The sequence below is a fragment of the Mongoliimonas terrestris genome, assembly GCF_001927285.1.
In the GTDB taxonomy this organism is placed as follows: Bacteria; Pseudomonadota; Alphaproteobacteria; order Rhizobiales; family Pleomorphomonadaceae; genus Chthonobacter; species Chthonobacter terrestris.
In genome coordinates this window covers 39340-65086 of sequence record NZ_MSIG01000014.1, presented here as the reverse complement: position 1 = coordinate 65086, position 25747 = coordinate 39340, and the positions used below count along the sequence as shown (strand labels likewise).

General features: G+C 70.3%; 25 protein-coding genes. 5 read left to right on the top strand and 20 right to left on the bottom strand.

Going from position 1 to position 25747, the window contains the following annotated elements; genetic code table 11:
* Positions 1-13: 13 nt before the first annotated feature.
* The 17 genes from BUQ68_RS17920 to BUQ68_RS17840 form a co-directional block, all read right to left on the bottom strand.
* Positions 14-733: an ABC transporter ATP-binding protein gene (locus tag BUQ68_RS17920; RefSeq protein ID WP_075217382.1), complete on the bottom strand. Its 720-nt coding sequence runs from the start codon at positions 731-733 to the stop codon at positions 14-16.
* A complete protein-coding gene (locus tag BUQ68_RS17915; protein WP_083656691.1) occupies positions 717-1508 on the bottom strand; it encodes an ABC transporter permease in 792 nt (263 codons plus the stop codon). Before BUQ68_RS17915 ends, BUQ68_RS17920 begins: the two co-directional genes overlap by 17 nt.
* Positions 1508-2311, bottom strand: a complete 804-nt coding sequence (locus tag BUQ68_RS17910; protein WP_075217381.1) for an ABC transporter permease — start codon at positions 2309-2311, stop codon at positions 1508-1510. The genes BUQ68_RS17915 and BUQ68_RS17910 overlap by 1 nt, the downstream gene beginning before the upstream one ends.
* Positions 2308-3036: an ATP-binding cassette domain-containing protein gene (locus BUQ68_RS17905; RefSeq protein ID WP_245293306.1), complete on the bottom strand. Its 729-nt coding sequence runs from the start codon at positions 3034-3036 to the stop codon at positions 2308-2310. Before BUQ68_RS17905 ends, BUQ68_RS17910 begins: the two co-directional genes overlap by 4 nt.
* Before the next feature lie 476 nt (positions 3037-3512).
* Positions 3513-6398: a hypothetical protein gene (locus BUQ68_RS17900; RefSeq protein ID WP_075217380.1), complete on the bottom strand. Its 2886-nt coding sequence runs from the start codon at positions 6396-6398 to the stop codon at positions 3513-3515.
* Positions 6399-6445: 47 nt separating this feature from the next.
* On the bottom strand, positions 6446-6898 hold the full coding sequence (locus tag BUQ68_RS17895; protein ID WP_075217379.1) for a c-type cytochrome: 453 nt from the start codon (positions 6896-6898) through the stop codon (positions 6446-6448).
* A gap of 14 nt (positions 6899-6912) precedes the next feature.
* Entirely contained in the window at positions 6913-7899 is a 987-nt protein-coding gene (locus tag BUQ68_RS17890; RefSeq protein ID WP_083656689.1) for a YncE family protein, read from the bottom strand.
* Positions 7896-9389, bottom strand: a complete 1494-nt coding sequence (locus BUQ68_RS24490; protein ID WP_075217378.1) for an SRPBCC family protein — start codon at positions 9387-9389, stop codon at positions 7896-7898. The genes BUQ68_RS17890 and BUQ68_RS24490 overlap by 4 nt, the downstream gene beginning before the upstream one ends.
* The gene (locus tag BUQ68_RS17880; protein WP_075217377.1) at positions 9386-9991 is read right to left on the bottom strand and encodes a hypothetical protein; all 606 of its coding nucleotides are present in this window, start codon (positions 9989-9991) and stop codon (positions 9386-9388) included. The genes BUQ68_RS24490 and BUQ68_RS17880 overlap by 4 nt, the downstream gene beginning before the upstream one ends.
* Positions 9988-11022: a vWA domain-containing protein gene (locus BUQ68_RS17875; RefSeq protein WP_075217376.1), complete on the bottom strand. Its 1035-nt coding sequence runs from the start codon at positions 11020-11022 to the stop codon at positions 9988-9990. The genes BUQ68_RS17880 and BUQ68_RS17875 overlap by 4 nt, the downstream gene beginning before the upstream one ends.
* Positions 11019-11930 carry a hypothetical protein gene (locus BUQ68_RS17870; RefSeq protein ID WP_075217375.1) on the bottom strand — a complete coding sequence of 304 codons (912 nt, stop codon included), beginning with the start codon at positions 11928-11930 and terminating at the stop codon, positions 11019-11021. Before BUQ68_RS17870 ends, BUQ68_RS17875 begins: the two co-directional genes overlap by 4 nt.
* Positions 11927-12799 (bottom strand): DUF58 domain-containing protein, encoded by an 873-nt coding sequence (locus BUQ68_RS17865; RefSeq protein ID WP_075217374.1) that lies wholly within the window; start codon positions 12797-12799, stop codon positions 11927-11929. Before BUQ68_RS17865 ends, BUQ68_RS17870 begins: the two co-directional genes overlap by 4 nt.
* A gap of 8 nt (positions 12800-12807) precedes the next feature.
* Complete coding sequence (locus BUQ68_RS17860; RefSeq protein WP_075217373.1) at positions 12808-13842, bottom strand: AAA family ATPase; 1035 nt, start codon at positions 13840-13842, stop codon at positions 12808-12810.
* Positions 13843-14047: 205 nt separating this feature from the next.
* The gene (locus BUQ68_RS17855) at positions 14048-14341 is read right to left on the bottom strand and encodes a methanol dehydrogenase [cytochrome c] subunit (protein ID WP_075217372.1); all 294 of its coding nucleotides are present in this window, start codon (positions 14339-14341) and stop codon (positions 14048-14050) included.
* Between the two features lie 176 nt (positions 14342-14517).
* Entirely contained in the window at positions 14518-15054 is a 537-nt protein-coding gene (moxG, locus tag BUQ68_RS17850; protein WP_075217371.1) for a cytochrome c(L), periplasmic, read from the bottom strand.
* Between the two features lie 28 nt (positions 15055-15082).
* Positions 15083-15928, bottom strand: coding sequence for a methanol oxidation system protein MoxJ (gene moxJ, locus BUQ68_RS17845; protein WP_075217370.1), 846 nt, complete (start codon positions 15926-15928; stop codon positions 15083-15085).
* A 169-nt stretch (positions 15929-16097) separates the two neighbouring features.
* The gene (locus BUQ68_RS17840; protein WP_175577851.1) at positions 16098-17978 is read right to left on the bottom strand and encodes a methanol/ethanol family PQQ-dependent dehydrogenase; all 1881 of its coding nucleotides are present in this window, start codon (positions 17976-17978) and stop codon (positions 16098-16100) included.
* 393 nt (positions 17979-18371) lie between these two features.
* Between BUQ68_RS17840 and BUQ68_RS23860 the strand changes: the two genes are divergently transcribed.
* The 3 genes from BUQ68_RS23860 to BUQ68_RS17825 are packed head-to-tail and all read left to right on the top strand — an operon-like array spanning position 18372 to position 20976.
* Positions 18372-18899: a hypothetical protein gene (locus tag BUQ68_RS23860; protein WP_175577846.1), complete on the top strand. Its 528-nt coding sequence runs from the start codon at positions 18372-18374 to the stop codon at positions 18897-18899.
* Positions 18896-20335 carry a histidine kinase gene (locus tag BUQ68_RS17830; RefSeq protein WP_075217367.1) on the top strand — a complete coding sequence of 480 codons (1440 nt, stop codon included), beginning with the start codon at positions 18896-18898 and terminating at the stop codon, positions 20333-20335. Before BUQ68_RS23860 ends, BUQ68_RS17830 begins: the two co-directional genes overlap by 4 nt.
* Positions 20332-20976: a response regulator gene (locus tag BUQ68_RS17825; RefSeq protein ID WP_075217366.1), complete on the top strand. Its 645-nt coding sequence runs from the start codon at positions 20332-20334 to the stop codon at positions 20974-20976. The genes BUQ68_RS17830 and BUQ68_RS17825 overlap by 4 nt, the downstream gene beginning before the upstream one ends.
* Before the next feature lie 72 nt (positions 20977-21048).
* Here the strand turns inward: BUQ68_RS17825 and BUQ68_RS17820 are convergent, their stop codons facing one another.
* The 3 genes from BUQ68_RS17820 to BUQ68_RS17810 form a co-directional block, all read right to left on the bottom strand.
* A complete protein-coding gene (locus tag BUQ68_RS17820) occupies positions 21049-21933 on the bottom strand; it encodes a TraB/GumN family protein (RefSeq protein ID WP_175577845.1) in 885 nt (294 codons plus the stop codon).
* Between the two features lie 552 nt (positions 21934-22485).
* Positions 22486-22734: a PepSY domain-containing protein gene (locus BUQ68_RS17815; RefSeq protein ID WP_075217364.1), complete on the bottom strand. Its 249-nt coding sequence runs from the start codon at positions 22732-22734 to the stop codon at positions 22486-22488.
* Between the two features lie 206 nt (positions 22735-22940).
* Positions 22941-23405 carry a cupredoxin domain-containing protein gene (locus tag BUQ68_RS17810; RefSeq protein ID WP_075217363.1) on the bottom strand — a complete coding sequence of 155 codons (465 nt, stop codon included), beginning with the start codon at positions 23403-23405 and terminating at the stop codon, positions 22941-22943.
* A gap of 574 nt (positions 23406-23979) precedes the next feature.
* On the opposite strand from BUQ68_RS17810, the gene BUQ68_RS17805 reads away from it, so the two are divergent.
* Both BUQ68_RS17805 and BUQ68_RS17800 read left to right on the top strand, forming a co-directional pair.
* Positions 23980-24759: an ABC transporter ATP-binding protein gene (locus tag BUQ68_RS17805; protein WP_075217362.1), complete on the top strand. Its 780-nt coding sequence runs from the start codon at positions 23980-23982 to the stop codon at positions 24757-24759.
* A 31-nt stretch (positions 24760-24790) separates the two neighbouring features.
* Entirely contained in the window at positions 24791-25738 is a 948-nt protein-coding gene (locus tag BUQ68_RS17800; RefSeq protein ID WP_075217361.1) for an ABC transporter substrate-binding protein, read from the top strand.
* The last annotated feature ends 9 nt before the right edge of the window (positions 25739-25747 follow it).

Below are 25747 nucleotides of genomic sequence, written 5' to 3'. Positions count from 1 at the left end.
GGGCGGGAGCGGCTCACGCCACCAGAAGCGGCCAGTCGCGGACGAGAGTGGACCGCATCGCCTCCACATAGGCCTCGTCGCGCTCCTCCTGCGGCCGGTCGAGCCGGATCTCGGTGACCACGCGGGACGGCCGAGGTGCCAGGAGCAGGATGCGCTCGGCGATCTGCAGCGCCTCGCGCACGTTGTGGGTGACCATCAGCGTGGTCGGCCGACGCTTCTGCCAGACCTTGACGATCAGCTGCCGGAGCCGGAGCGCGGTGGTCTCGTCGAGCGATGTGAGCGGCTCGTCGAGGATGAGCACGTCCGGGTTGATGGCGAGCGCCCGGCCGAGCGACACCCTGCGGGCAAGGCCGAGGGAAAGCTCGGTCGGGTAGCGGTTGCGCATCTCCATGAGGCCGAGGTCGGCGAAGAGCGGCGTCGGGTCGAAGGCGTCCGGCTTCTCGTGGACGAGGCGCATGTTGGCCTCCACCGTCCGCCAGGGCAGGAGGCGCGGTTCCTGGAAGACGAAGCCGATCCGGGTCTCGCTCGGCAGGCCGATGGTGCCCTCGAAGTCGGTGTCGAGCCCGGCGAGGATGCGCAGCGACGTGGTCTTGCCGCAGCCGGACGGGCCGATGAGCGCGGTGAAGCCGCCGGCCGGAACGAAGAGCGACAGGTCGCGCACGGCTTCCACCGTGCCGCCCTCGGCGCCGCGGTAGACCTTGCGGGCCACGTGGAGATCAATGGGTACGGACACGCCAGCGGTTCGCTCTGAGTTCGAGGGGCTGCACGATCAGGATCTCGATGGCGAGCATGACCATGATGAAGCTGATCGCGTAGGCGAGGATGGTGGCCACGTCGAAGAGCTGGAAATACATGGAGAGCTGGAAGCCGACGCCGTTGGAGCGGCCGAGCAGTTCCACCACGAGGACGATCTTCCAGACGAGCGAGAGACCGGACCGGGAGGCCGCCGCCACATAGGGCTGCAGCTGCGGCAGGAGCACGTCGAACAGGCGCTTGCGCCAGCCGAGCCGGAAGGCGCGCGCCATCTGGTCGAGTTCCGGATCGAAGGCGCGGGCGCCTTCGCGGATGGTGACGATGACGTTCGGCAGCTTGTTGAGCGCAACGGCGCCGATGGCCGCCGCCTCGGTGAGGCCGAACCACACGTAGGCGAGGATGATGACGACGAGGGCCGGCAGATTGAGGAGCACGATCAGCCAGACGTCGAGCACGCTGTCGATGGCCCGGTAGCGGCCCATCAGGAAGCCGATGGCGGTGCCGAGGCTCATAGCGAGGACGAAGGCGGCGATCACGCGGGAGAGGGTGGCGGAGAGGTGGAAGAAGAGATCGCCCGAGACCGCCTCGTCCACCATGGAGGCCGCCACGACCCAGGGCGGCGGCAGCACGTTGCGCTCGATGGCGATCGCCGCGAGGGTCCACACCACGAAGAAGGTGGCGGCGGAAAGAACGGCCGTCAGTCCCTTGGGGGAGCGGCTGCCGGATCGCGAAGGCCGTGGTGTTGTCCGAACCATCAGCCCGCCCTCCCCTTGGTCCGAAGGCCCTTGCCCGGATCGTAGCCGCGCACAGCGAGAAGGAAGGTGACGGCGAAGACGCAAAGCACCAGCGTAAGCATGGTCCAGTTCATGGTGGCGTAGAGGGAGAAGCGGAGAAACTCCACCGCGTGGGTGAACGGGTTGACCAGGCAGACCCAGGCGATCACCTCGCTGTTCTCGCGCATCTTCCAGATCGGGTAGAGGGCCGAGGAGAAGAAGAAGGCCGGGAAGATGACGAAGTTCATGACGCCGGCGAAGTTCTCCAACTGCCGGACGGTGGAGGACAGGAGCATGCCGACCGCGCCGAACATCATGCCGGTGAGGAGGAGCGCGGGCATGAGCGTGAGATAACCGGCGGTGGGCGCCACGATGCCGAAGGCCGCCGCGACGGCGAGGAAGGCATAGACCTGGAAGACGGACACCAGCGTGCCGGCCATCAGCTTGACGGCCAGGATGGCCGGGCGCGGCAGCGGGGCGGTGAGCAGCACCCGCATGGAGCCCATCTCGCGGTCGTAGACCATGGAGAGGGAGGACTGCATGCCGTTGAAGAGCTGGATCATGGCGATCAACCCCGGCACCATGTAGACCTCGTAGCTCACATAAGTTGGGTAGGGCGCCTGCACCGGCAGGCCGAGAATGCCCCGAAAGCCGGCGCCGAAGGCGATCAGCCAGATGAGCGGCCGGACGAGCGCCGACAGGAAGCGCTCGCGCTGGTGCACGAAGCGCAGCATCTCGCGCCAGACGATGGCCTTGGCGGCAAGGCCGTAGGCGAGCGTGGTCATCGACCGGTCTCCTCGGCGGCGGTGAGGGCATCGAAGGCCGCGGCGAGCGTGTCCTGGCCGGAGGCGCGGACCACGTCGGCGGCCTGTCCGTCGGCGACGATGCGGCCTTTGTGGAGCACGATCAGCGCGTCGCCCGGATCCACCTCGTCGATCAGGTGCGTGGTCCAGAGGACGCCGACGTTGCGGTCCCGGGCGAGCGCATGGACGCGCTCCACGATGGCCCGGCGGCTCGGCACGTCGAGCCCGACGGTCGGTTCGTCGAGGAGAAGGAGGTCCGGCCCGTGCAGGAGCGCGCGGGCGATCTCCACCCGGCGCCGGTGGCCGCCGTTGAGGTCGCGGACGCGCACGTCGATCTTCTCGGCCATGTCGACGGCGGCAAGCTCTGCCTCGATCCGGGCGGTCGCCTCGCGGGCACGCAATCCGTGCAGGGCGGCGAAGTAATGGAGGTTCTGCCGGACCGTGAGGTCGAGGTCGAGGGTTTCGCTCTGGAACACCACGCCGAGCGGCCCGAGGGCCGCCGCGCCGTCGCGCCGGGGGTCCTTGCCCATGATGCAGATCACGCCTTCCGGGCTGTCGAAGAGGCGAGTGACGAGGGCGAAGAGCGTGGTCTTGCCGGCACCGTTCGGGCCGAGGAGGGCCGTGAAGCGGCCGCGCTCCACCCGGAAGGAGAGCGTGTCGAGCACCTTGCGGGACCGGTAGGCGAAGGAGACGGCGTCGACTTCCAGCGCCGGCGTCGGCGGGGGCGCGGCGGCCGTTTCCGGCGGGGCTGCCAGCGGTTGCGTGGGGCCGGAAACCGGTTTTTCGCGCACGCGCCGCGGCCGTGGGGTGGCGGATGGGGTTGGTTCGGCGGGTGGCGCCTTGCGGCCCCGCGCGGGGGCAAGATTCGCCGCGGGCGACGGGCTCGCTGGCGCGGCGGCAGGCGCGGCCTTGCCTGCGCGGGCGGCTCTGGATCTGGCGGCCCGAGGCTTTGGGGCCATGGGCGTCTGTTCGGGCGCGGCAGGCGGCGGCTCGGGCGCGGCGGACACCTCACCCTCTGGAGACGCGGGCGCTGGCCTCGCCGCGTCGGGCGCCGGCACGGAATCGGCCGGTGCGACGAGACTGCGGGCCGGGCGTTCGGCCGGGGCAGGCGAAGCGGTCAAGGGCGGCGGGTCGATCCGGGCGGGCGGCGAGACGGCCCCGTCCTGTTGCGGTCCGGCGAGGGTCATTCGCAGCGTCCTTCCACGATGGCCTGTTCCACGGGTCCGGTGCGGTCGACGCCCCGGAAATCGATGATGCAGGGCCGGCCGTCGAGGTCGATGGTGCGGGGTACGCCGCGATCGAGGCTCGACACCTTGGCGCCGTCGATGGAGACGCGCAGGCCCGTGCGGCTCGGCGAGATCATCTCCAGCTTGAGCGCAACGGCTCCGGCGAGGAGACGGGCGGTTTCGCCGGTGGCGATGCGCGCGGTCTCCGGCGGGATCGGTCCGGCCTTGACCACCGCCTTCAGGCCCGCACCGCACCCGACGCGCAGGCGCGCCCGGTCGTCCGCACCGATGCCGGTGAGGACGAGCCCGCAGGATTCGCCCTCCATGGGGAAGGTGAGCGGCTTGTCGGCTTCCAGGGTGGCGAGCTTGCCGTCCACCGCCACACGGACCGCGTCGCGGCCGGGCGCGATCATGGAAAGGTCCACCGTCATGCGGCCATCGAAGAGGGCGACGGGCGTGCGGTAGACGAGGTCCACGTCCTCGGCGAGGTTCGGCGGCACCGGCGCCCGCTCGAAGGCGCCCGCGTCGCAGCCGGCCTCCAGAAGCGCCATGCCGTTCGTGTAGGAGAGGAAGCCGATCTGGCAGGCGCCGCGCCCGACTGGCACGATGAGCGGCCGGCCGCGCTCCAGGGTCTTCAGCCCGCCGCCGTTGACGTCGATGCGGAGCGCCCGACGATCCGGGGAGATCATGTTGACGTTGAGCGACAGCCGCCCGGACTGGAGCTGGCGGGGATCCGCCACGCCGACGTCCAGCCGCTCGGTCCGGACCGGCAGGAAGGGCGGCCGGGCGAGCGCCGCCGCGTCGCAGCCGGCCTTCATGACGGCGCGCGTGCCTTCGCGGCCGAGATAGGTGAGTTCGCACGCCCCCTCGATGCCGGGGAAGCGGATCGGCTTGCCCTGGTCGGCGGTGCGCAGGTCGCCGCCGTTGGCGGAGAAGCGGATGGCCTCGCCGTCCGGCGAGATCATGGAGAGACGGACGGCGAGCCGGCCTTCCAGGAGAAGGCGGCTGTCGCCGGGCGAGAGCACCGCCCGCTCGGTCCGCTCCGGGATGAGGATGTCGGAGGCGAGCGCAGCGGCGTCGCAGGCGGCCCGGATCCGGGCGGCGCCGGACGGGGCGCGGCCGGCATACTCCACCGAGCAGAGGCCGGCGCCGTAGTCGAGCGACACCGGGGCGTTGCGCTCCAGGGTGCGGAGGTCGCCGTCGTTGATGGCGAGCCGCACCGCCTCGCCGTCCGGCGAGATCATGGACAAGCCGAGCTTGACCTTGCCGTCGATGAGGCGCGTGGAGGCACCGGGCATCACCTCGCCGATGGTCTCGGACGCGGTGATCTGCAGCCGCGCCTTCATGGCGGCGTCGTCGCAGGCGGCCTTGATGCGCACACCGGCGTCGGTGCGGGCGAGCGGCGTGACGGCGCAGGCGCCGTCGCCGACGCGCACCGCCGCGGGCTCACCGAAGACGGTGGTCCTGAGGCCGCCGTCGTTCAGCGACCAGCGGACCGCCTCGCCGTCCGGCGAGACCATGGAGAGGGCGATCCGGACACGGTCGCCAAGGAGGCTGACGCGCTTCTGCGGCATCACCTCCGCCCGCACCCGGTTGGAGACGCCCTCCGCGCCGGCCACGGTGGCCGGGCCGGCGAGGCGGCCGAAGCAGGCGACCGAAAGGTCCGCGCCCGCCGGATCGGCGGCCCGCACGGTGAGGGCGCAGAGCGTGTCGCCGGCGGTGAACACCTTGGCGCCGCCGACCGGCATCGCCTCCAGGACGCCGCCGTCGATCGACAGGCGAACGGCCGCGCCGCCCGGCGTGACGGAGCCCATGTAGATGTCGACCGTCTCGTCGAGGAAGGACGCGGTCTCGCCCGGCTGGACGCGGACGGAGCGGTGCGGGGCAAGTTCCGCTTCCACGGCGGCCTCCGCGCCGAGCCGCGTGCCGGCACCGCCGGAGCAGGCGGCCGCGATCCGGCCGACGCCGCGGGTGATGCCGGCAAGCGTGACGCTGCACACGTCCGGTCCGGCGTAAACGATGACCGGCACGCCCTCGTCGAGGGTTTCCAGGGGCCCGCCGTTGAGGCTCGCCCGGACGGCGCCACCGCTCGGGGAGATCATCGAGACCTCCACCTGGAGGGCGCCGCCGGCGAAGCGCGCAGTGCTGCCGGTCGTCACGAGACGCTCGACCGGATCGGAGATGGCGACGCCGTTCGGCAAGGGGACCGGGCGCGGCGGGGCGCCGGCGGCTAGGCCGGCGCCTTCGGACGGCGGGGCGATTGCCGGGGCGTTTCGCGCCGCGACAGAGGACGGCGCGATGGCGGGCGCCGGGGCACGCGCGACGATGGCGGTGCCGGTGGTCTCCTGCCAGACCATGACGGCGAGGAAGCCGACGAGCGCCAGGACGCCGACACCGGCAAGGGCGGCAAAGCCGGCCCGGCGCGGATCGCGCCGGAATGCAGGTCCGATCCGCGCGACGGCGACGGCGGCATGGCTCCCAAGGCGGCCAGCGCCTTTCGCCCCGGCGCGGGCGACGGCGAGCGCGCGGGTCCCGACGTGGGCGCCGAGCGGGGCGATCCGCCGAACGGCCGCGTGCGCGGCGTCGCGAAGTGCGGCTGCGGCGCGCTGCCAGGATGACGGTTCGGCAGCCGGAGCCGCTTCCGTTCGCGGGGGGGCGGCTGCGGCGGCGGGCGCTTCCACCGGCGACGGGCTCTCCGCCTCAGCCGAGGCGGCCGGCGCGGCGGCATCGGCCGTCGGGGCCTCGTCCGGGACGGGCATCACGCCGGCGGCGCGGCGCGCGGTCGGACGACGGGGCCGCTTCGGCTTGGCGGCCGGGGCTTCGGGATCAAGGGTCTCGGCCATGGCGGTCTACTCACCACATGTTGGCAGGGGACGACGCCCCCGCAGCGTCATTCCGGTTTGCGGTATTTCGCGTGGCAGCTGTCGCAGGACGCCTCGTATTCGGAGAAGGCGAACTTGAAGTCCTCCGGCCCCTGCTTGGCGGCGAACGCCAGCGCGACGGCGGCCTTCTCCAGCTCCAGGAGGCGGATCTCGAAATCGGCGCGGTTCTCGAAGATGGCCGGCAGGGCCGTGGAGGTCGCGTCCAAGGAGCCGTCCGGGAAGAGGCGCGGCATGACGGCGGTCGCCTCCAGCACCTGCTTGACGGCGGCCTTGACGGCGGCCTCGTCGAACGGCGCCTCGCCGGCCACCATCGCGCGCGGCACCTTGGTGGCCCGGACGATGGAGACCATCAGCCGCTGGCGCGCCTCCACAATGGTTTCACCGCGGGCCGCCCCGGTGAGCCCCGTCCCGATCGGGACGAGGAGGGCAAGGACGAGAAGAATATTCAGGCACCTCGACATGGAGGGGACTCCGGTCACTGCGGAACGACGGCGAGCATGCGCGGCCCCTCGGGGACCGGCACGTGGCGGACGGGCTCGGACCCGCCCGGGTCGACGAGGGTGAGGCTGTCGGAGAACCAGTTGGCGACGGCGAACACGCCGCCGGAGAGCGCAGCGACGCCCTCGGCATAGTCGCCGACGGTGGCGACGCCGCCGAGCGCCAGCGACCGGGACTCCACGAAAACGAGACGGCCGCCCTCCTGGTCGGTCACCGCCACCCGGCCGCTCGCCGGGTCGATGGCGACGCCGTAGGGCATGCCGCCGATCGGCACGCGGGCGATCTCGCGGGCGAAGCGAAGGTCGATCACCGAGAGGTCGGCGCTCTGCACGTTCGCGACGAAGAGACGCCGGCCGTCCGGAGCGAGCGCGGCGGCGAACGGGGCGCGGCCAACGTCGATGGTCTCCGTCACCTGCAAGGCCGCGAGGTCGACGACGGAGACCGCGTCGCTCTCCCGGTCGACGGTGTAGGCGAAGGCCTCGTCGGCGGAGAGGACGACCGCAGACGGCGCGTGGCCGACCGGGACGGCGCGGATGGCGCCGTCGGCGAGGCGGATCTCCACCAGGCGGTTGCCGCTCCAGTCGGCAACGAGAAGGCGGCCGTCGCGGGTGAGCGCCAGGCCGAACGGCTGGCCGCCGACCGTGAGGGTCTCGCCGCGCGTCCAGGTGGCGAGATCCACGACCGCGATGGTGCCGAGCTCCGGCTGGCTCACATAGGCCCGGCCGCCGTCGGCGGTCACCACCGGCACGGCGGGCGCCCGATCGAGCGCGACCTTGCCGATCATGGCGCCGGTGTCGTCATGGCCGGTGAGGAGCCCCGCCGCCTGGCTCACCGAGACGAACGCCGGACGCGAACCGGGCACGGCGACCGTCTCGGCCGCGGCGAGCGCCGTGGTCGAGGCGAGCGCGAGCACCGGCACGGCCAGCGCCGAAAAGAGAGCCAGAACGGCGAGCGCGCGGGTCACTCCATGGCCTCCTTCAGGCCGGTGAGGCCCACCTTGAAGAAGTCCGTCATGGCGGTGACGGCCGCCTCGTCGTTGAGCTCCGGCGGCGGCTCGTTGGTGGTGTCGCCGCGGTAGAAGCGTCCCTCCCAGTCCACCCGGCAGCTGGCGCCCCCTTCCGGGCGGCTGACGGTCATCTTGGCGGTGTAGAAGCTGACCGGCAGGGCCTTCAGGTTCTCCGTGGAGAGCCGGTAGGACATGGACTGCAGGTCGCCGTTCACTTCGTCGAGCTTCTCCACCACGGTCTCGCCGTTGAGAAGGGTGATGGTTCGGGTGGCGCCGCGCTCGGAGGCCCCGGTCGCCTCGACCTTCATAAGGCCGGGATGCCAGTCGCCGATCGATCCGAAGTCGCGCAGCTTGGACCAGATGAGTTCGCACGGGACGGCGATGTCGATAGCTTCGGCGACCTTCTGCGGGGTGGGACCGTGCGCCGCCGCCGGTGCGGCGGAGGCGACGAGGAGCGCGGCGGCGACGAGAAGAAACTCCGGACGGGTCAAGGATCTGCCTTTCATGGTCGAGAAGAGGCCCGCGAGGAGGCGGGCCAAGAGGGCGAGCGTCGCGACGCCGAGGGCGGCGGCGCCGGCGAGGGGAGAAAGGTCGGTGAGGGTGACGATCGGGTGCGGCCGTGCGGCGCCCGCCACGGCGGCGGCAAGGTCAGCGCCGGTGCCGAGCGGCGCATAGGAAAAGCCCACCTGGCGGGCGAGATCCGCGAGGTGGCTCTCGCGAACGGCGGTCAGGTGCTCGGTGCCGGGCGGCATCTCGCCGAACGGGTTGTTGCGTGGATGCCAGCCCTCGCGGGTCTCCGCGCCGGGCGGCGGGGCGCCGACTCGGGATTCCTGGGGGATCTCCTCCATGGCGTAGAAGCCGATCTCCCGGCCGCGATCGTCGAACTTGGGGATCGGGACCGGCGTGCGCCCGCCGACACCGACGACGAGGCCGGCGACGCGGCCGGTCTCGCCCTCGAAGGTCGCGCCGCCGGTCCACGGCGGCGGCGGCGCCTCCTGCCCATCGGTGAGGAAGACGAGGTCGTAGCCCCGGTTATCCGCCATGCCGATGGCGTGGAAGAGACCCTCGGCCACCCGGCTGTCGCCCTCCCAGGCCATGCGCCAGTCGAGCGCGGCGATGCTCTCGGTCACCACGTGGTAGGCATCGCACACCTCCACCGGGTCGAAGATCGTGAAGGCGCGCCGTTCGGTGAAGATGGAGAGCCCGACCTTGGAGCCGCAGGGCAGCGCCGCCACCAGCGCCGGCAGCCGGGCGCGGATGACCTGGAGGCGGCTCGCCGGCGCGCCGTCGAGGGTGTAGTCGCGGGCGTTCATGCTGCGGGTGATGTCGACCACCAGCATGATCTCGTAGGTCGCCGTCTCCCGTTCCGCCGAGGGGCGGAACGCCGCCGCGAGCGCGAGGGCGGCGGCGGCGAGGAAGAGGGCGAAGCGAGCGGCGCGAAGGGTCATGGCAACCCCTCCGGCACGCCGGGAAGCTCGGTCCAGAGGTTCTTCGGCTTGGCGTCGGGTTCCTCCTCGCCCTCCCCTTCCCCGTTGTCGGGGAAGTCGCGCACCAGCCGGCTGGCAAGGTCCAGGTTGACCTTGAGGTCAAAGTCGTCCGGGGTGAGGGTCAACGCCCGCCGGTAAGCGTCCTTGGCAAGGGTCACCTGGGGGACGGCGCCATCCACGTCCTGCCGCTCGCCGGCCTCGAACGCGAGCAGCAACCGCGCGTTGCCGACGCTCTGGTAGGTGGCCGCCGCAAGAGACGTTTTGCCGGACGCCACGATGGGTTCGATGAGCGCCTCGGCCTCGTCGACGAAGCCGCGCTCGGTGAGAAAGCGGACGCGGGCATAAAGGGCTTCCGCGCCGTCGCCGGGCTCGACGGCCACGTCGCGGCCGGCCGCAAGGTCGCGAATGAGCTGGTTGGCCCGCTTCTGCTCGACCACGAAGGCGAGGTCGGCGAGCGCTAGGCCGAGGCCGATGAGGGCGACGAGGACGAGCACCGTCCCGACCAGCCAGCCACGGACGACGAGGACGGGGCCGATCGCCCGGCGGAGCGTGATCGCCGTCATGGGGCACCGTCCGCCCGCCGGAGCGGCGGCAGGAGGCCTTGGCCGGCGGAGACGAGGCCCCGCTCCAACGTGACCGCCGCGGCGAGGGCCGCAAGGGCCGCCACAGCGACGGCGTAGAGGTAGGGCGCGAGGGCTGTGCGCGGCGTCGTCTCCACATAGGTGATGGGCTTGGATTCCAGCCGGTCGATCTCGGCGATCGCCTCGCCGATGGCCTCCGGCGACTGGGCCTCAAGGGCCCTGTAGGGAATGCCGAGCGACTGCAGGAACAGGTGAAGGTGGCGCTCCGGACGGGCGCGCGGCGTGTCGTCGGACTTGCGTTCCGGCACCTCGAAAAGGCCGTAGCTGCCCTTGGAGCGGATGAAGAGCCAGTAGAGGTTGGCGGGGCTGCGCTTCACCGCCGCGCGAAGGGCGTCCTGCACCTCGCGGCCGATCACGCCGGCGCCGTCCGACACCAGGATCAGGGCGCGGGATTCGCCGCCGGTCCGTTCGCCGAACATGTCGAGCGCCAGGATCAGGCCGCGGCCGACGTCGGTGTGGGCGAGGCCCGGCTTGTCGATGGCCGCCACGGCGCCGCGCACGGCGTTCAGGTGGTCGTTGATGCCCATCACCATCATGGGCGTGGTGGAAAAGGCCGCGACGCCGATGCGGTCGCGCGGGCGCCGGTCCAGGAACTCCAGGATCAGGCGCTTGGCGACGGTCGCCTTGGATTCCTCGTCGCTGTTCGGCAGCCGGTCGGCGAAGCTGTTGTCCATGCTCGACGACCGGTCGAACAGGAAGACAATGTTGGCGCCGATGCCCTCGCGGGTGACCGTGCCCCCGCCGACGCCCGGGCCGGCGACGGCAAGGACGAGCGCCGCGAGCGCGATCATCCCGGCCGCACGGAGCGCGACCGCCACGGCGGTGGAGAGCGGATCGGCGACGACGAGGCCGAGATCCGGCACGCCGGACGGCGACGGCTGGCGCACCAGGAGCGGCAGAAGGATGGCCGGCAGGAGCAGGAGGAGCAGCCACGGCCGGTCGAAGGCGATCATGGGCGCCTCCTTTCCACGGCCGCGAGGGCTTCGGCGAAGGCGCGAAGGTCGTCTTCGGACGTCGCCCCGTCGGTCGGGGTGGCGGCGAAAAAGACCGCGCGGGAGGCCTCGAAGAAGGCCGCGATCCGCTCCCCGAGCGGCATGAAGGCGGGCTTTGCGGTGACGAAAGCGGCCACGTCCGCCGCGCCCATGCGGCGGCCGAACGCCCGGTCGAAGGCCCGATGGAGGACGATCAACGCGGCGCGCCGACGGTCCGGACCGTCCGGTGCCTTGCGGGTGCGCCGGAGGGCCCGGGCGGCGTCGGCGAAGGGCCGGTCGCGGCGCCGGAACGGCGGCAGGTTGCGGTGCCAGGCAAAGAGGCCGCCCGCGAGCGCCGTCACCGCAAGGGCCGACCCGGCGCGGACCTGCGCCGGGAGGGTGTCGACCACCTGGGGCGCGCGCGGGTCGCGCAGCGCCGCCGGCGACGTCGGCGCGAGGATCTCGCGCACCGGCGCGGTGACGAAGCGCCACGGCGGTACGGTGACGGTGACCGGGTCGCCCCCGGCGCGGAAGGCAAGGACGACCGGTGGCACGGTCATCGCCTTCGGCTCCAGCGGGGCATAGAAGGTCTGGTATTCCAGGCTGAGCCGGTAGGTCCGCCGGCCGTCGCGGACGCCACCGTCGAGGAGATCGGCGGCGCGGAGTTCCAGCCAGTAGTCGACCGTGCGCGGCCGAGGCAGCGAGGCCGGGTCGAGCACCAGGTCGGCGTCCACGGTGATCTCGGCCGCCATGGCGAGCACGTCGCCGATCCACCAGCCGTGGTCGCGCGGCAGGTCGAGCCGCACCTCCGGTTCGGCAGGGCGTGCGGCGCCGGTGGCGGACAGGCCGACCAGCGCGGCGAGGAGAAGGGGCGCCGCGAACCGCCTCATGCCCGCCCCCCGGTTTCGAGCAGGGCTTCCAGCAGCCGTTCCACGTCGATCTGGTCGACCACGTCGAAGGCCGCGCAGTCGTGATCGTCGAAGAGGGCGCCGAGCGCGGCGCGCCGGGCCGCCGCGGCCTCCTGCCAGCGGCGGGCGAGGCTCGGGCGCATCAGGACGAGCCGCTTCCGGCGCCGCTCCAGGTCGGCGAGTTCGACGAGGCCGAAGCGCGGGTCCGGAGCTTCCAGGGCGGTGTCGCGAAGAACGATGGGGCGCACGTCGTGGCCGGCCAGGCGGTCGAGGCGTTCGGCAAGCCAGGCGAGCGGCTGGGTGAAGTCCGACACCAGGAAGACGACCGCACGACCGGCGGGGAGCCGCGCGATGGCGGCGTCGAGGCGGTCCAGCCCGTCGCCGGTAAAGGTCGTGCCGGCGAGCGTCGCCGCCACCGCCGCGGCAAGGCCGCGGCGGCGTGCCGGCGGCCAGACCGCCTCCCCGTCCGCCGCGCCGGTGAGGAGGCCAAAGGCGTCGGACGAGCGCTCCACCGCGCGGGCGAAGCCCGCCACGAGAAGGCGGGCGACGGCCGACCGGTCGACCCGGCCGGTGGCGGTCATGGAGCCGGAGGTGTCGAGGATCACCACCACCTTGGCGGCCACGGCCTGCCGATGACGGCGGACCAGGACGGTCTCGAACGGATCGGCGAGGCTTGCCCGCACGTCGATGCGGCGCGGGTCCGGATGGTCGAGCAGCGACACGAGCGTGGCGAAGGCGCCGCCGGTGCCGAGGCCGCGGCTGCGGTGCCGGCCTGGGCGCACGGCGAACAGCCGGCCGCGGGCCCGGACATCCAGATCGGCGAAGGCTTCCAGCGGGTCGCGATCCGGCATGACGGCCCTCACCGCGGCACGGGAACGTGGGCGAAGGCGGCCTCAAGGAGGGCCGGGACGACACTGTCGCGCCGGCTCTCGTAGGCGGCGGACAGGAAGATGCGGTGGGCCATGACGGGGCCGAACACGGCCGCCACGTCGCGCGGGTCCACGAAGTCGCGACCGTCCAGGAAGGCGTGGGCGCGGGAGGCCCGCACCAGGGCGGAGACGCCGCGCGGGCTCGCGCCGCCCTGGACGAGCCGGTCCATCGCGACGCCCGGAACGATAAGGCCGGCACCGGCCGGCGCGCGGAGGGCCTCCCAAAGGTCGAACACGTAGGTCTCGATCGCCGGGGCGGCGTGCACGGCCTCCTGGATGGCGGAGGCCAACGCCGCAAGGCCACGGAAGTCCACCACGGCCTCCGGCACCGTCTCCACCAGCCGGTCGGTGTCGTGATAGCGACTGTCGAACACCAGCCGGCGGCGCAGTTCCGGCTCGGCGGGCGCGGCGATGGCGATCTCCATGAAGAAGCGGTCGCGGGCAGCGGCCGGCAGTTCGAACGTCTCCTCGCGCTCCACCCGGTTGCGGTCGGCGAACACCTGGAGGTGCGGGAAGCTCCATTCGCGGCGGAAGGCGGTGAGGCTGCGCTCGGCCATGGCGCGCAGGAGAAGCGCGTGCACCTCGGGCCGCGCCCGGTTGATCTCGTTGAAGAAGAAGACGGACAGGTCCTCGCCGTGGCGCAGCATGGGGCCGGGCTCCACCCGCGGCCGGCCGTCCTCGCCGACGAAGGCGGCGTAGACCACGTCGTTCGGCATCAGGTCGACCGTGCCTTCGATCCGCTCGTAGGGGCCGCCGAGCGCCCGGGCCACGGCCCTGAGCAGGGTGGTCTTGCCGACGCCGACGTCGCCTTCCAGGAGCACATGGCCACGGCAGAGCACCGCGATGGTCATCAGGCGAACGGCTCCGTCCTGGCCGAGCACGGCGGTCTTCACGGCGCGCTCGAAAGCGAGCGCCCGGGACCGCCATGCGGCCAGATCGATGGGGGTCGAAGCAGGCGTGAGCATGGGCTTTCCGACCTTGGAACAGCGGTTACCGGGAACGGGTCATCCGCGGGCGCGGCAGAGCGTTTCGTGTGGTCTAGGGAGAGACGGAAACGGTCTTGATGCCTGCGTGTCCGCGGACGACCCGTCCTCGGCGAACCGGCGGGGAGCTGCGCGCGCAGCCCGGGACGAGGGAGACCCGGGCCACTCTCCCCACCGGCAAGAGCAATCAGGGCGCCGGGATCTTCTTGACGTCGTAGACGAATTCGCCGGACTTCTTGAAGTGCGCGACGCGAAGGGCGTTGCGCTCCTCCATGGCCTTGATGGACTCGGACTGCTTGTTCAGCTCCATCGGGTCGTGCTGCGGGTCGTACTTGGACCCCTCGACCTTGTCCGGGTAGCCGGGCTTCGGCTCCCAGCAGTTGCCCGGCGCCTTGCAGTTGGTGCCGTCGTAGGCGGACGCGGTGGCGACGCCCGACAGGGCGATGACGGCGGCGACGACGGCGGTGGCGACGATCCTCATGGGTTTTTCCTCCTTTGGCGATGCGTCTTCTTCAGGCTTCGGACCGCGGGCGGTCCGCGGCCCTTCATGTCCGGAGCGACGGTCGGGCGTGGACCCGACCGTTCCCGGAGATGGCGGGGTGACATCCGCCCCGCCGCCGAAGGGGCCGGGCGGCCCCTCGCGGTCGTCGATCCGGCTCAGCCGTTGGGATCCGGATGGGTCTTCGGATAGGGCTTGAAGGTCGTCCGCTGCTCCGGCGTCAGCCAGGTGGCCGTGCTCGGATCGCCGGTGTAGATGTGCCGGACCCAGGCCATGGAGAGCAGCATCTCGTCGAGGGTCAGGTGGCCGTACTGGGGCCCCATCTGACCCTGGGCGCCGCCGAACACGGTGCGGAACAGACCTTCGTCGGTGTCGTTGCCGGTGTACGTCCAGTAGCTGTCGTTGAGGCCCGGCCCGATCTTGCCCTCGGCGTGATGACCGTGACAGCCCGAGCAGGCCATCAGGTAGATCTCTTCGCCCTTGGGCAGGAACTCGGGGTTCTCGTTGTAGATGTTCACCCCTGTGGACAGGAACGTCTTGACCGCGTCGGTATCGCGCCCCTCCTCCAGCGCATAGGTGAGATCGAGCGTCTCACCGGTGACCACGTTGAAAAGGGGGATCTGAGCGGCTGCCGTCACGGCGAGGGTCGACGTCACGACACTCGCCAGACCGGCCTTCACGAACCAGGACTTCATATCTGGACTACTCCAACAGAAACGGATCTCAGCTGCTGGGCGGGAGGAGCGGAATGCCCTCATCGGCGAGGATGGTCTCGATGTCGCCGCGGATCTTGGGCAGGGCCGCGTTGATGGCCTCAAGGAGGGCCGTATCGTCCTTGCGCACGCCGATCGCCTGGTCGTACTGCAGCGGGATGATCTTGCCGTCCGACCGGGTGATGGGCTTCTCGATCAGCGTCATGCGCACGGGCACATTGCTGGACTTCACGTAGCGGGCCACATCCGGCGCGAAGGCGATGGCAAGGTCGGCTTCGCCCGACGCCACCTCGGTGACGAGCTTCGACGCCTCGACCTGGTTGTAGGTGTTGCGGTTGGATTTGAAGTTGATCAGACCGTAGAGATAGGCCGCGTTGTCTTCCCACTTGCCGGTATACTTCAGGATGGTCTCGGCCGGTGTGTAGAAGCGCACGGCGAAGCGGCTGAAGCGGGTGTCGCGGATGTCTTCCCAATCGCCGCTGGTGAAGTTCTTGTCCTCGCGGCTGACGAGGACGTAGCCGGTCCGGTAGATCGGCATGGAGGTGGCGAGCCGCGCGTCGCCGGCGTCGACGCCGAGCACCACGTCGCACTCGCCGGTCTCCAGGAGATCGCGGACGATGTAGATGGCGAACTTGTCGGAGAAGACGAACCGCGGCTCGCGGCCCATGGCCTCGGCGAGCTTCACGGCGATCCGGTTCTCGAAGCCGCCGGCCTCGGCGTCCGAATAGGGGGCTTCCTTGGTGGAGGCGCAGATGCGGAGCGGTTCGGCAGCGTTGGCCGGGGCACCGGCGACGGTCAGCGTCAGGGCGCCGACGGCGGCGAGCAGCGCGCGCTTGGAGACGGTCCGGATGGACATGGCGATTCCCTCTTGGAAGAGACGGGCGCGCCGTTCGGCTGCGGCCCGCGGAGTTGAAGGGTGTCGGGTGAGGGCGCACCGGCCGGGCGCAACATGGCCGGGGGGACAGCGTCCTTCAGGTCGGGTCGGGACCGCGCCGCGCGGCGCGGTCCCTTCGTCCGGATGGCGATCAGCCGTTGGTCGGCTTCCACTCGCCGACATTGATGTCTTCGGTGTACGGGCTCTTGCCGTCCAGCGAGAAGACCATGATGCCGCCGCCCATCTTGGTGTACTTGGCGAGTTCCTTGAACGCGCCCACCGCGCCGAGACCGGCGGTCGGGTCGGTCAGGTCGAACACCAGGCCGACGCCCGGCCAGCCGCCCACGCCGTAGTAGATGGCCACATACTGGACGCCGTCATGCTCGTAGGTCATCGGGTGACCGATGGCGCCCGACGGCATCTTGTACTTCCACAGGAGTTCGCCGGTGTCGCTGTCGCGGGCCTTGATGAAGCCGTCGAGCGTGCCGTAGAAGGTCAGGCCGCCAGCGGTCGCCATGGTGCCGCCCCAAGCGGAGAAGCGCTCCATGACTTCCCACTTGTACTCGCCGGTGATGGCGTTGTAGGCCTTCACTTGGCCGAGGCCGAGGTAGTTCTGGCGGTCACCCTTCGGGCCCGGGTACATCCACAGCGTCGCGCCGACGAAGAACTGGCCGGCCCGATAGGGCAGCATGAACGGTTCCCAGTCCATGCAGATGTGGTTGATGCCCATGAAGAACAGCTCGCGATCGGGATCGTAGCTGTCGTGGCCCTGGTTGTGGTAGCCCATGGCCGACGGGCAGATGTCGCGCGCCTTGTGGTCCATCCGGGTGGCGAACTCCGGATCGCGGACCGGCAGGCCGGACGCGAGCTGGACTTCCTTCACCCAGTTGACCGTGTCGTCGAGCTTGTCGGCCGAGATCAGGTCGCCGTTGGTGCGGTCGAGGGTGTAGACGATGCCGTTGCGATCCGGATGGGTCAGAAGCTTCCGGGTCTTGCCGTCCTTGTCCTTCTGCTCGGAGAGCATCATGACGTTGACGCCGGCGTAGTCCCACTCGTCGTGCGGGGTCTTCTGGTAGCCGAACTTGGCCATGCCGGTGTCGCCATCGCGGCCCCAGATGGTCATCGTCCACTTGTTGTCGCCCGGACGCATGGTCTCGTTCCACGGCGCCGGGTTGCCCGAGCCGTAGTAGAAGAGGTTCTCGTCCGGGTCGTAGGCGTACCAGCCCCAGTTTGTGCCGCCGCCGATCTTCCAGGCATCGCCCTCCCAGGTGGCGAGGCCGAGATCCTTCTGGCCGTAGTGCGGGTTGGCCACGTTGAAGTCGTCGGCGAGGCGGATCTCCTCGTCCGGACCGGTGGCGTAGGCGCGCCAGTTCTGCTCGCCGGTCTTGACGTTGTAGGAGGTGACGTAGCCGCGCACGCCGAGCTCGGCGCCGGACGAGCCGACCAGCACGGCATCCTTGATCACATAGGGGGCGATGGTGAGCGTGGAGCCGACCTTGATGTCGGAGTTCTCCATCTTCCAGCGCTCGGCGCCGGTCTCGGCGTCCAGCGCCACGATGTGGCCGTCGAGCTGCGTCTTCAGGATGAGCGGGCCGACCTCGTCGTCGCCCGGCCAGTAGGCCAGACCACGGTTGACCACGTCGCAGCAGGCGACGGAGCGGGCGGTCGGGTCCTGCTTGGGCTTGTGCTCCCAGATGATCTTGCCCGGATCGTCGAGGTTGATCGCGTAGGTCGTGTTCGGGAACGGCGAGTGGATGTACATCACGCCGTTGACGACGAGCGGCGTGCCTTCATGGCCGTGCAGGACGCCCGTGGAGAAGGACCAGGCCGAGCGCAGGTCCTTGACGTTCTCCTTGTTGATCTGCGTCATCGTGCTGTAGTTCTGGGCCTTGTAGTCCCGCCCAGTCATCACCCAGTTTTCCGGGCTCTTGGCCAGCTCGACGAGCTTGTCGTTGGCATAGGTCGGCGTCGCCAGCGTCACGCCGGCGGCGACGAAGGCCCCGACCGAAGCCGCCGTGGCGAATGATTTCAGTGCACCCATCGTATCCCCCTCTTGGTGGACCGTTTCTTCCCAGAACCGACGGCGGCTTTATGGTTTCGGCCGACCTCACGGTGCGGCGATCGCCTCTTGCTGCGGCCGTGTGCGACCGCGTCGTGTTCCGAAGCCGACCATGCGTGGAACAGCATCGTGCGTCTTGAGCAGTAGTCCCGCACCAAGTCGGGAAGTAGTTCCCGTCCAACATTTGCCGCAATGGGCTTTCAAGGCAAAAACAACGAAACAACAACATTTTCCCGCACCGCACCATCGTCTTATTAAATCTATGTAACCTTCACCGCGATTGGATGACGCACCTGCCGGAAATGGTAAGTTGCGCCAGCGCTGGACGCGAACCGGCGGCTTGTTTGCTTTGCGTGGATGGCTGTCGTGCGCCAAATTATATCCAAGTCGACATTCGTCCGGATCGTGCTTCCGCTCGCCCTTCCGCTCGCCGTTGCCGGCTGCGACGACGCGCCGGTCGAGGTGGCTCAATCGGGCGCCACCACCGAACTCGCCCGCCGGGCGGGCGAGCCGTCCAAGGACTGGCTGACCATCGACGACGTCCGCTCGCCCGCGCACTGGCTGGTGGAACGCTCCTCAGGCCGGGATTTCGTCGGCGACGATCCCCGCCTGCCGAAGGTCACGGCCGCTCTCGACCTGGCGGAGAGCCGGTTCCACGAGAACCGCCGCATGCTGGCCAACCGGACGGCGCAGCTGACCGACGTGGCGCGGGAACATGGCGAGGCGATCCTGCCCGAGGCCATGCTGTCCGACCTCGCTTTCGCGGACCGCCGCGGCGAGCGGTCCTGGTTTGGCGTGCGGGCGCAGGCCTACATCGTGCTGCGCCAGGGCGGCCGGGACCATGCGGCCGCCGTCGCGGCCATCGTCGACGAGGCCAAGGAGGCTATGCCGTGAGCCTCAGCGGAACCCAGCCGCAGACGACGACGGCGACACCGGACCGCCGGACGGCGTGGCTCGGCCTCTCCTTCCGGGCACGGGCGATCGGCGCTTTCGTGGCCTTCGGCATCGGGCTTTGGGTGGCGCTCGCGGCAGCCATCATCCTGAACGCCCGGGTGGCGGTCGAGGAGGAGGTGTCGTCCTCCTTTGCGGTCGCATCGCTCTACCTGACGTCCCGGAAGGCGGCGCTGGAGGAGGCCGACACCCCCGACGACCTTCTTGAGGAGCTTGGCCTCCAGTCCGGCGCGACGCGCCACGTGCGCGCCCTGGTGATGGACGGGGCCGGCCGCGTCATCGCGCCGCCCGGCCCGGCGACCCTTGCCGGCGATGACGACGATGACGACGAGCAGGAACCGCCGGCCTGGTTCTTCAACCTGCTGGCGATCGAGCGGCTGCGCGACGACATCCCCCTCGCCTTCCGGGACGGCGGCGCCGCGACCGTGGTGCTGATGAGCGAGCCGCATGACGAGATCCTGGAGGTCTGGCAGGACTTCCGCCTGATCATGCCGGTGACCATCGGCTTCACCATCCTCCTGATGGGCGCCTCGGTCCTGCTTCTCAACACAGTGTTCCGGCGCATCTGCGCGGTCACCGACGGGCTGGAGCATCTGCACGGCGGCCGCATGGACGTGCGCCTGGAGAACCTCGGCATCCCCGAGTTGGCGGCGATCGCGGACCGGTTCAACGACCTTGCCGAGCGGCTGAGCCTGCGCGAGGCGGAGAACCGCGACCTCAACCGGCGCCTCCTCACCCTGCAGGACGACGAGCGCCGCCAGATCGCCCAGGATCTCCACGACGAGATCGGACCCTACCTGTTCGGCCTGCGGTCGGCCGCAACCCGGGCGAGCGGGACCGTGGAATCGGTGGCCGGACCGGCCGGCGATCTTGCCGACCTCGCCCAGGCGATCCAGGTGCGGATGCGGCGCCTGATCACGTCGCTGCGGCCGATGGCGCTTGGCGAGGTGCCGCTGGCCGAACTGGTCGAGGACCTGGTCGCGACCCTGACCCGGCTCGACGGCGCCTGCGCCATCGGCCTGACCATCCGCACCGGACCGGCAAGCTACGGTGAGGCGGCGGACCTCACGGTCTACCGCTTCATCCAGGAGAGCGTGGTCAACGCGCTACGCCACGGCCAGCCGCGGCGGATCGACGTGGAGGTCGGCGAAAGCGCCGGAGACCTCGTCGCCCGCGTGTCGGACGACGGATCGGGGCCGCGCGCGGACGCGGCGGACCGCCACGGCTACGGCTTCGCCGGGATCGCCGACCGGGCGCGCGCGCTCGGCGGCGTCTGGAACCGGCCCGTCCGGCGCGACGGCATCACGCTCGCCGACCTCCGCATCCCGATCGAACACCGGCACGTCGCCGAGCACCAGGACACCGAAGCCACTCCATGACAAAGGTCATCATCGTCGACGATCATCCCATCGTGCTCCAGGGGTGCCGTCGTCTCATCGAGGAGAGCGGGGCCTGCGAAGTGAAGGCGTCACGCACATTTCTGGACGCTTTCCAGCTCTATCGCCGCGAGCGGCCGGACGTGATGATCGTAGACCTCGGCATCGCCAAGAAGGCGCTCGCCGGCCTCGGCTACATCCGCCGCCTCAGGATCGTCGACAAATCGCTGCCGATATTGGTGTTCAGCATGCATGTGGAGCCGACCGTGGTGCGCAAGGCGCTGAGCGTCGGGGCGACCGGCTACGTGCACAAAGACGCCTCGCCCGAGGAGATCCGCCTCGCGTTCGACAAGGTGCGCGTCGGCCAGCGCTACATTCCCGGCGAACTGGCGATGCAGGTGGCGCTTGCTCCCGATCCGGGCCAGAACGCAGGCCTGAAGGATTTCACGCGCCGGGAGCAGGAGATCCTCGCCCTTCTGGCGGAGGGGCGCTCCTACGGGGAGATCGCCGAGGAATTGGGCGTCAGCTACAAGACGGTGGCGAACGTGTCGTCCATCCTGAAATCCAAGCTCGACGCCGAAACCCTGCCCGACCTGGTGTTCAAGGCGATCCAGAAGTTCGGACCGCGCGCGGCCGGCCGGTGACCACCCGCCGTCAAGGCGGCGGAGGCCGGCTGATGCCGGCCTGTCCGGGTCCCAGCCCGGAGCGAATGGGGCTCACCGATCGGCGTCGGCCCGTTCCACGGTGTAGCCGCGCGCGGCGAGGAGCGCCGGCAGCCCGTGCGGGCCGACCACGTGGAGGACGCCGACCGCCACGAAATGGGATCCGGCGCCGAGCATCAGCCGCTCCACAGCGGGCAGCCAGTCGGTGTTTCGCTTGGCGATCAGCGTTTCGTAGAGCCGCGGATCGGCGTCCTTCAACTGGCCGTGGCCGAGCCGCTCGATGGCCTCAGCATCGCCGGCGAGCCAGGCGTCGACCAGTTCCCCGTTCGTCCGCCGACCGGCCGCGATGTCCGCCACCAGCGTGTTCAGCATGGCGAGCTCCGCCTCCGGCGGCAGACTGGCGAAGATGCGGACCGGTTCGTCCGGCGCATCGAGGCCGACCACGTCGATGCCATGGGCCGACGCCTCGCCGGCGAGCGACAGGTCCACCCCGAGCGCCGTCAGGCCCTCGCGCCGGTTGACGGCGACGCCGAGGGTGGCGGCGGCGAGCCACGGGCGCATCGGGTCGATGCGGTCGAAATCGACGCCGAGGGACAGCGCGGCGTTGGCGAGCGCCTCCAGGTCGTCCGGTGCGAGCCGCGCCGACAGGCGCGCCGACGGCGCGAAGCCGAGCTCCCGGAGGATGTTGGACGTCTCCCCCGGCTCCCGCCCGGCCTCCAGCCAGAGCGACTGGCTCTTGGCGAGCGCTGCCGAAACCGCCTGGCTGTACCAGGGCATCTCCGGCCGGAGGCTGTGGACCGTGCCGTAGATGTAGACGGACGAGTCACCGTCACCCGCCACATAGAGCAGCGGATCGGCCGCCGCGGGCGCGGCGAGCGCCAGGACCGGGACGACGAGGCTGGCGACGGCCTTGAGGCCCGAACGGAGGCGGCGGAACATGGGGGCTCCTTCGGCGACGGCCGGTTCATCGGGCGCGGCCGACCGTTCGTCGTCGGCGGTCTGCGGTGGCGGCTCCGGATCGGACGAAGCCGCGACGGGCGGTGCGCTCTCCGGGTCGACACGGTCTTCTTCGATGTCCTCGTCGTCATAGTTGTCGCGGACGAGATCCGGGTCATGAGCGAAAGTGCCCGCACGATGCGGGATCTTCTTCCCGAACCTCCGCCGGGCCGATCGGCCTTCGGGCAAAATTCCCCCGAAGCGCAGGCGCTTGGCCCGTGATAGAAGACGGGCGCCGCGGATCGTCTTCGTGCCAGAATGCCGCAACATGGGCTTTTCGAGCAGAAAGACGGGAAGCCTTGGTGAAGCGGCAAGGCCGGCCGGGAAAGCGACCCGGGCGTCCGACCGGCAAAGCAAAGCCGGCGGGCCCTGGAAAAGACCCGCCGGCGGCTGTGGTGCGAAACGCCCGCCGTGACGAAGCCGTCACGCCGGGACCGTCGACCCGAAGGGACACCCTACCCCGCCCCTGGCGCGGGGGACCGTCCCTTTTCGGGCTCACTCCTTCTTCTTGTCCACGACCGCGAGGTTGGCGTCGAGGTTCATGTCGTACTGGCCGTCGGCGCAGAACACGTCGTCGAGTTCGTAGCCTTCGCCGTCCGCCTCGACGTTCTCGGCATCGACTTCACACTGCATCTCGGTGAGCATGGCCTGGATCTTGGTGACCACGTCGGCCGGGACCTCCTGGGCCATGGCGGCGGCGGGCAGAAGCACGAGGGCGCCAGCGAAAAGAACGGTCTTGATCATGAGCTTCCAGTCTCCTCCGTGAATGATGTCGCGCTTCTTGCAGCAGCCATCGGCGCGTTGATCGAAAATCGGGGTTCGGGCGCCGATCCGATCGGCGCCCTTGCAAGTGCAAGCGGTGGACGGGCTGCGGACCGCGCGCAGTTGGTCCGAGTGGTCCCCGCTTCGTCCGTGACCACGCACCGCGACAGCGGTGCGGGCGACGCGTGTCACTGGATGACGAGGCTGACGCGCTGCGATTCACCGGTGGTGTTCGGGATGCGCAGGTCGAACCGGCCGGGCTTGATGGCGACGAACGAGAACTTCACCAGGCCGGCGTTGTCGAACTCGATGGAGTCGATGGCCATCGGGCGAACCTCGATGTCGTTGATGACGATCTCGTTCATCCAGATCGAGCGCAGGAATTCCGGCCCTGCGATCGCGAGCTCGGCCGAACCGTCGGCCTCGATGTGGAGTTCGTAGTAGGCGCCGGACTGCAGCTGGACGGGCTGCTCGCCTTCGTAGAGCGGCTTGCCGGAGGCCAGCGTGAGCTTGATCGGCTCGCCGCGGTTGCACTTGGCCAGAAGCCCGGCGAAGCCCAGCTTGGAGCCTTCGCAGAGCGGCGCCGCCTGGGCCGTGCCCGGGACCGCGCTGGCGGCAAGCGCCATTGCGAGTGCGAGTGCGATCGTCTTCATGGTTCTCCTCCCTCCGAGAAAGAGCCCTGGTCCATCGCGCAGGAAACGCTCCGGACTGGCGCCCCTCCGCGCCACGGGCCGGGAGCCGCGACGGATGAGGCCGTCGGCTCGCCGACATGGACCTTCCGCACCACGCCCTCACCCGTCAAGTTACGGCTTGGTAAGGGTTTGTACCGGCATGCCCCGCAGCGCCGAAACGACCGAACCGCGGATCGCCCGGGCCGCAAACGACGGCAGCGGTCCCGGGGGTACGGTTCGCCCGAGGGCATCCTCGGTGTGCAACCGGAGGCGCGGCTCGGTGTGGGCGATGCGAAGGGTCGACGCTCGAACATGCGTCGACGGCGTCGAGCGCGGCCGGAGAACTGCGCAGAGGCCCCGCCGGCTTCTCCGAGTGCGGCCAGGATGGAGCCAGGACGGGGCTTGACGGCACCCCTCCGTTGCTGTTTCTTCCCCTTAGAATGTTACGTTATAACATTACATTGAAAACCCACGCGCAGCGCCCGGTCGGCCTGGCGACGGTCCGCACGACGCGCGCTGAAGCAAACCGGCCAGACGCATGACACGAACGGATCCGATGCCGACCAGTCCCATCCTGTCCGCCGAGGCGCTTGCCTGGAGTCCGCGGGGACGCGAGATCCTGCGCTGTGTCGATCTCGCCGTCCTCCCCAGGGAGACGGTCGCCATCGTCGGGCGGAACGGCGCGGGAAAATCGAGCCTCCTGCGCTGTCTTGGCCGCGTGCAGCGGCCGACCGGAGGGCGCGTTCGCCTCGCCGGCACCGACGTCTGGACCATGGCCGGGCCGGCCTTCGCCCGGCGGGTCGCGACCGTGCCCCAGGAGACGCCGGCGGACTTCGGCCTGACGGTCGGCGAGATGGTGGCGCTCGGGCGCCTGCCGCACCGGCGCTCCGCTTTCGGCCTCGACGAGGCGGACCACGCCGCGATCGACGTCGCATTGGCGCGGGTCGACGTCGGCCACCTGAAAGGTCGCGACGTCGGCACCCTCTCCGGGGGTGAGCGGCAGCGGGTCATGGTCGCCCGCGCGCTTGCCCAACAGCCGGAGGTGCTGATCCTCGACGAGCCCACCAACCATCTGGACATCCGCCACCGGCTGGAACTCCTCGCGCTCATCGGCACGCTGCCGATCACGGTGGTAACGACGGTGCACGACCTCGACGTCGCCGCCGCGATCGCCGATCGGGTCGTGGTTCTCGAAGGCGGCCGCGTGCTCGCCGCCGGCGCACCGACCGATGTGCTGACCGCCCCGGTCATCCGCGAAGCGTTCGACGTCGACGTCCGCATCGACCGGCCGGTGTCGGCCGGCTCCACGCGGTTCCACTTCTCCCTCCCCGCCTGACACCTCATCCCGACGACCGAAAGGGTCAACCATGCGCCTTCTGTCCGCCGCCGCCGCCCTTCTCCTCGGCACCGCCGCCGCCATCGCCCACCCCGTCACCGTGAAGAGCTGCGACCGGGACGTGACCTTCGGCGCCCCGCCCGCGCGCGCCATCTCCAACGACGTCAACCTGACGGAGATGATGCTGGCCCTGAAGCTCCAGGACCGGATGGTCGGCTACACGGGCGTCAGCGGCTGGAAGACGTTGGACGAGCGGCTTCGCGAGGGTGTCCAGGCGCTGCCGGAACTCTCCGCCAAGTACCCGACCAAGGAGGTGCTCGCCGGCGCCGACGCCGACTTCTTCTTCGCCGGTTGGAACTACGGCATGAAGGTCGGCGGCGAGGTGACCCCGGACACCCTCGCGCCGCTCGGGATCCAGGTCTACGAGCTGACCGAGTCCTGCATCCACATCATGAAGAAGGACAAGGCCTCGATCGCCGATCTTGCCAACGACATCCGCAACCTCGGCCTGATCTTCGGCGTATCGGACCGGGCAGACGCGCTGATCGCCGGCTGGGAGAAGGCCCTTTCGGACATCCGGGCGAAAGTGACGGCCAAGCCGGGCGAACCGGTGCGCGTCTTCGTCTACGACAGCGGCACCGACAAGGTCTTCACCTCCGGCCGTTTCGGCATGCCGACGGCCCTCATAGAGGCAGCCGGCGGACGCAACATCGTCGACGATGTGGAATCCTCCTGGACGGAGATCGGCTGGGAGGCCGTGGTGGAGCGCGATCCGGAGGTGGTGGTGATCGTCAACTACGGGGACGTCACGGCCGAGCAGAAGCGCCGGTTCATGATGGAGAACCCGGCCTTTGCGGACATCGCGGCGGTGCGGAACGACCGCTTCGTCGTGCTCGACTATGTCGAGGCGACGCCCGGTCCGCGCAACGTGGAGGCTGTCGCCAAGCTTGCCGCCGCCTTCCACCCGGAAGCCTTCTGACCGCGACGG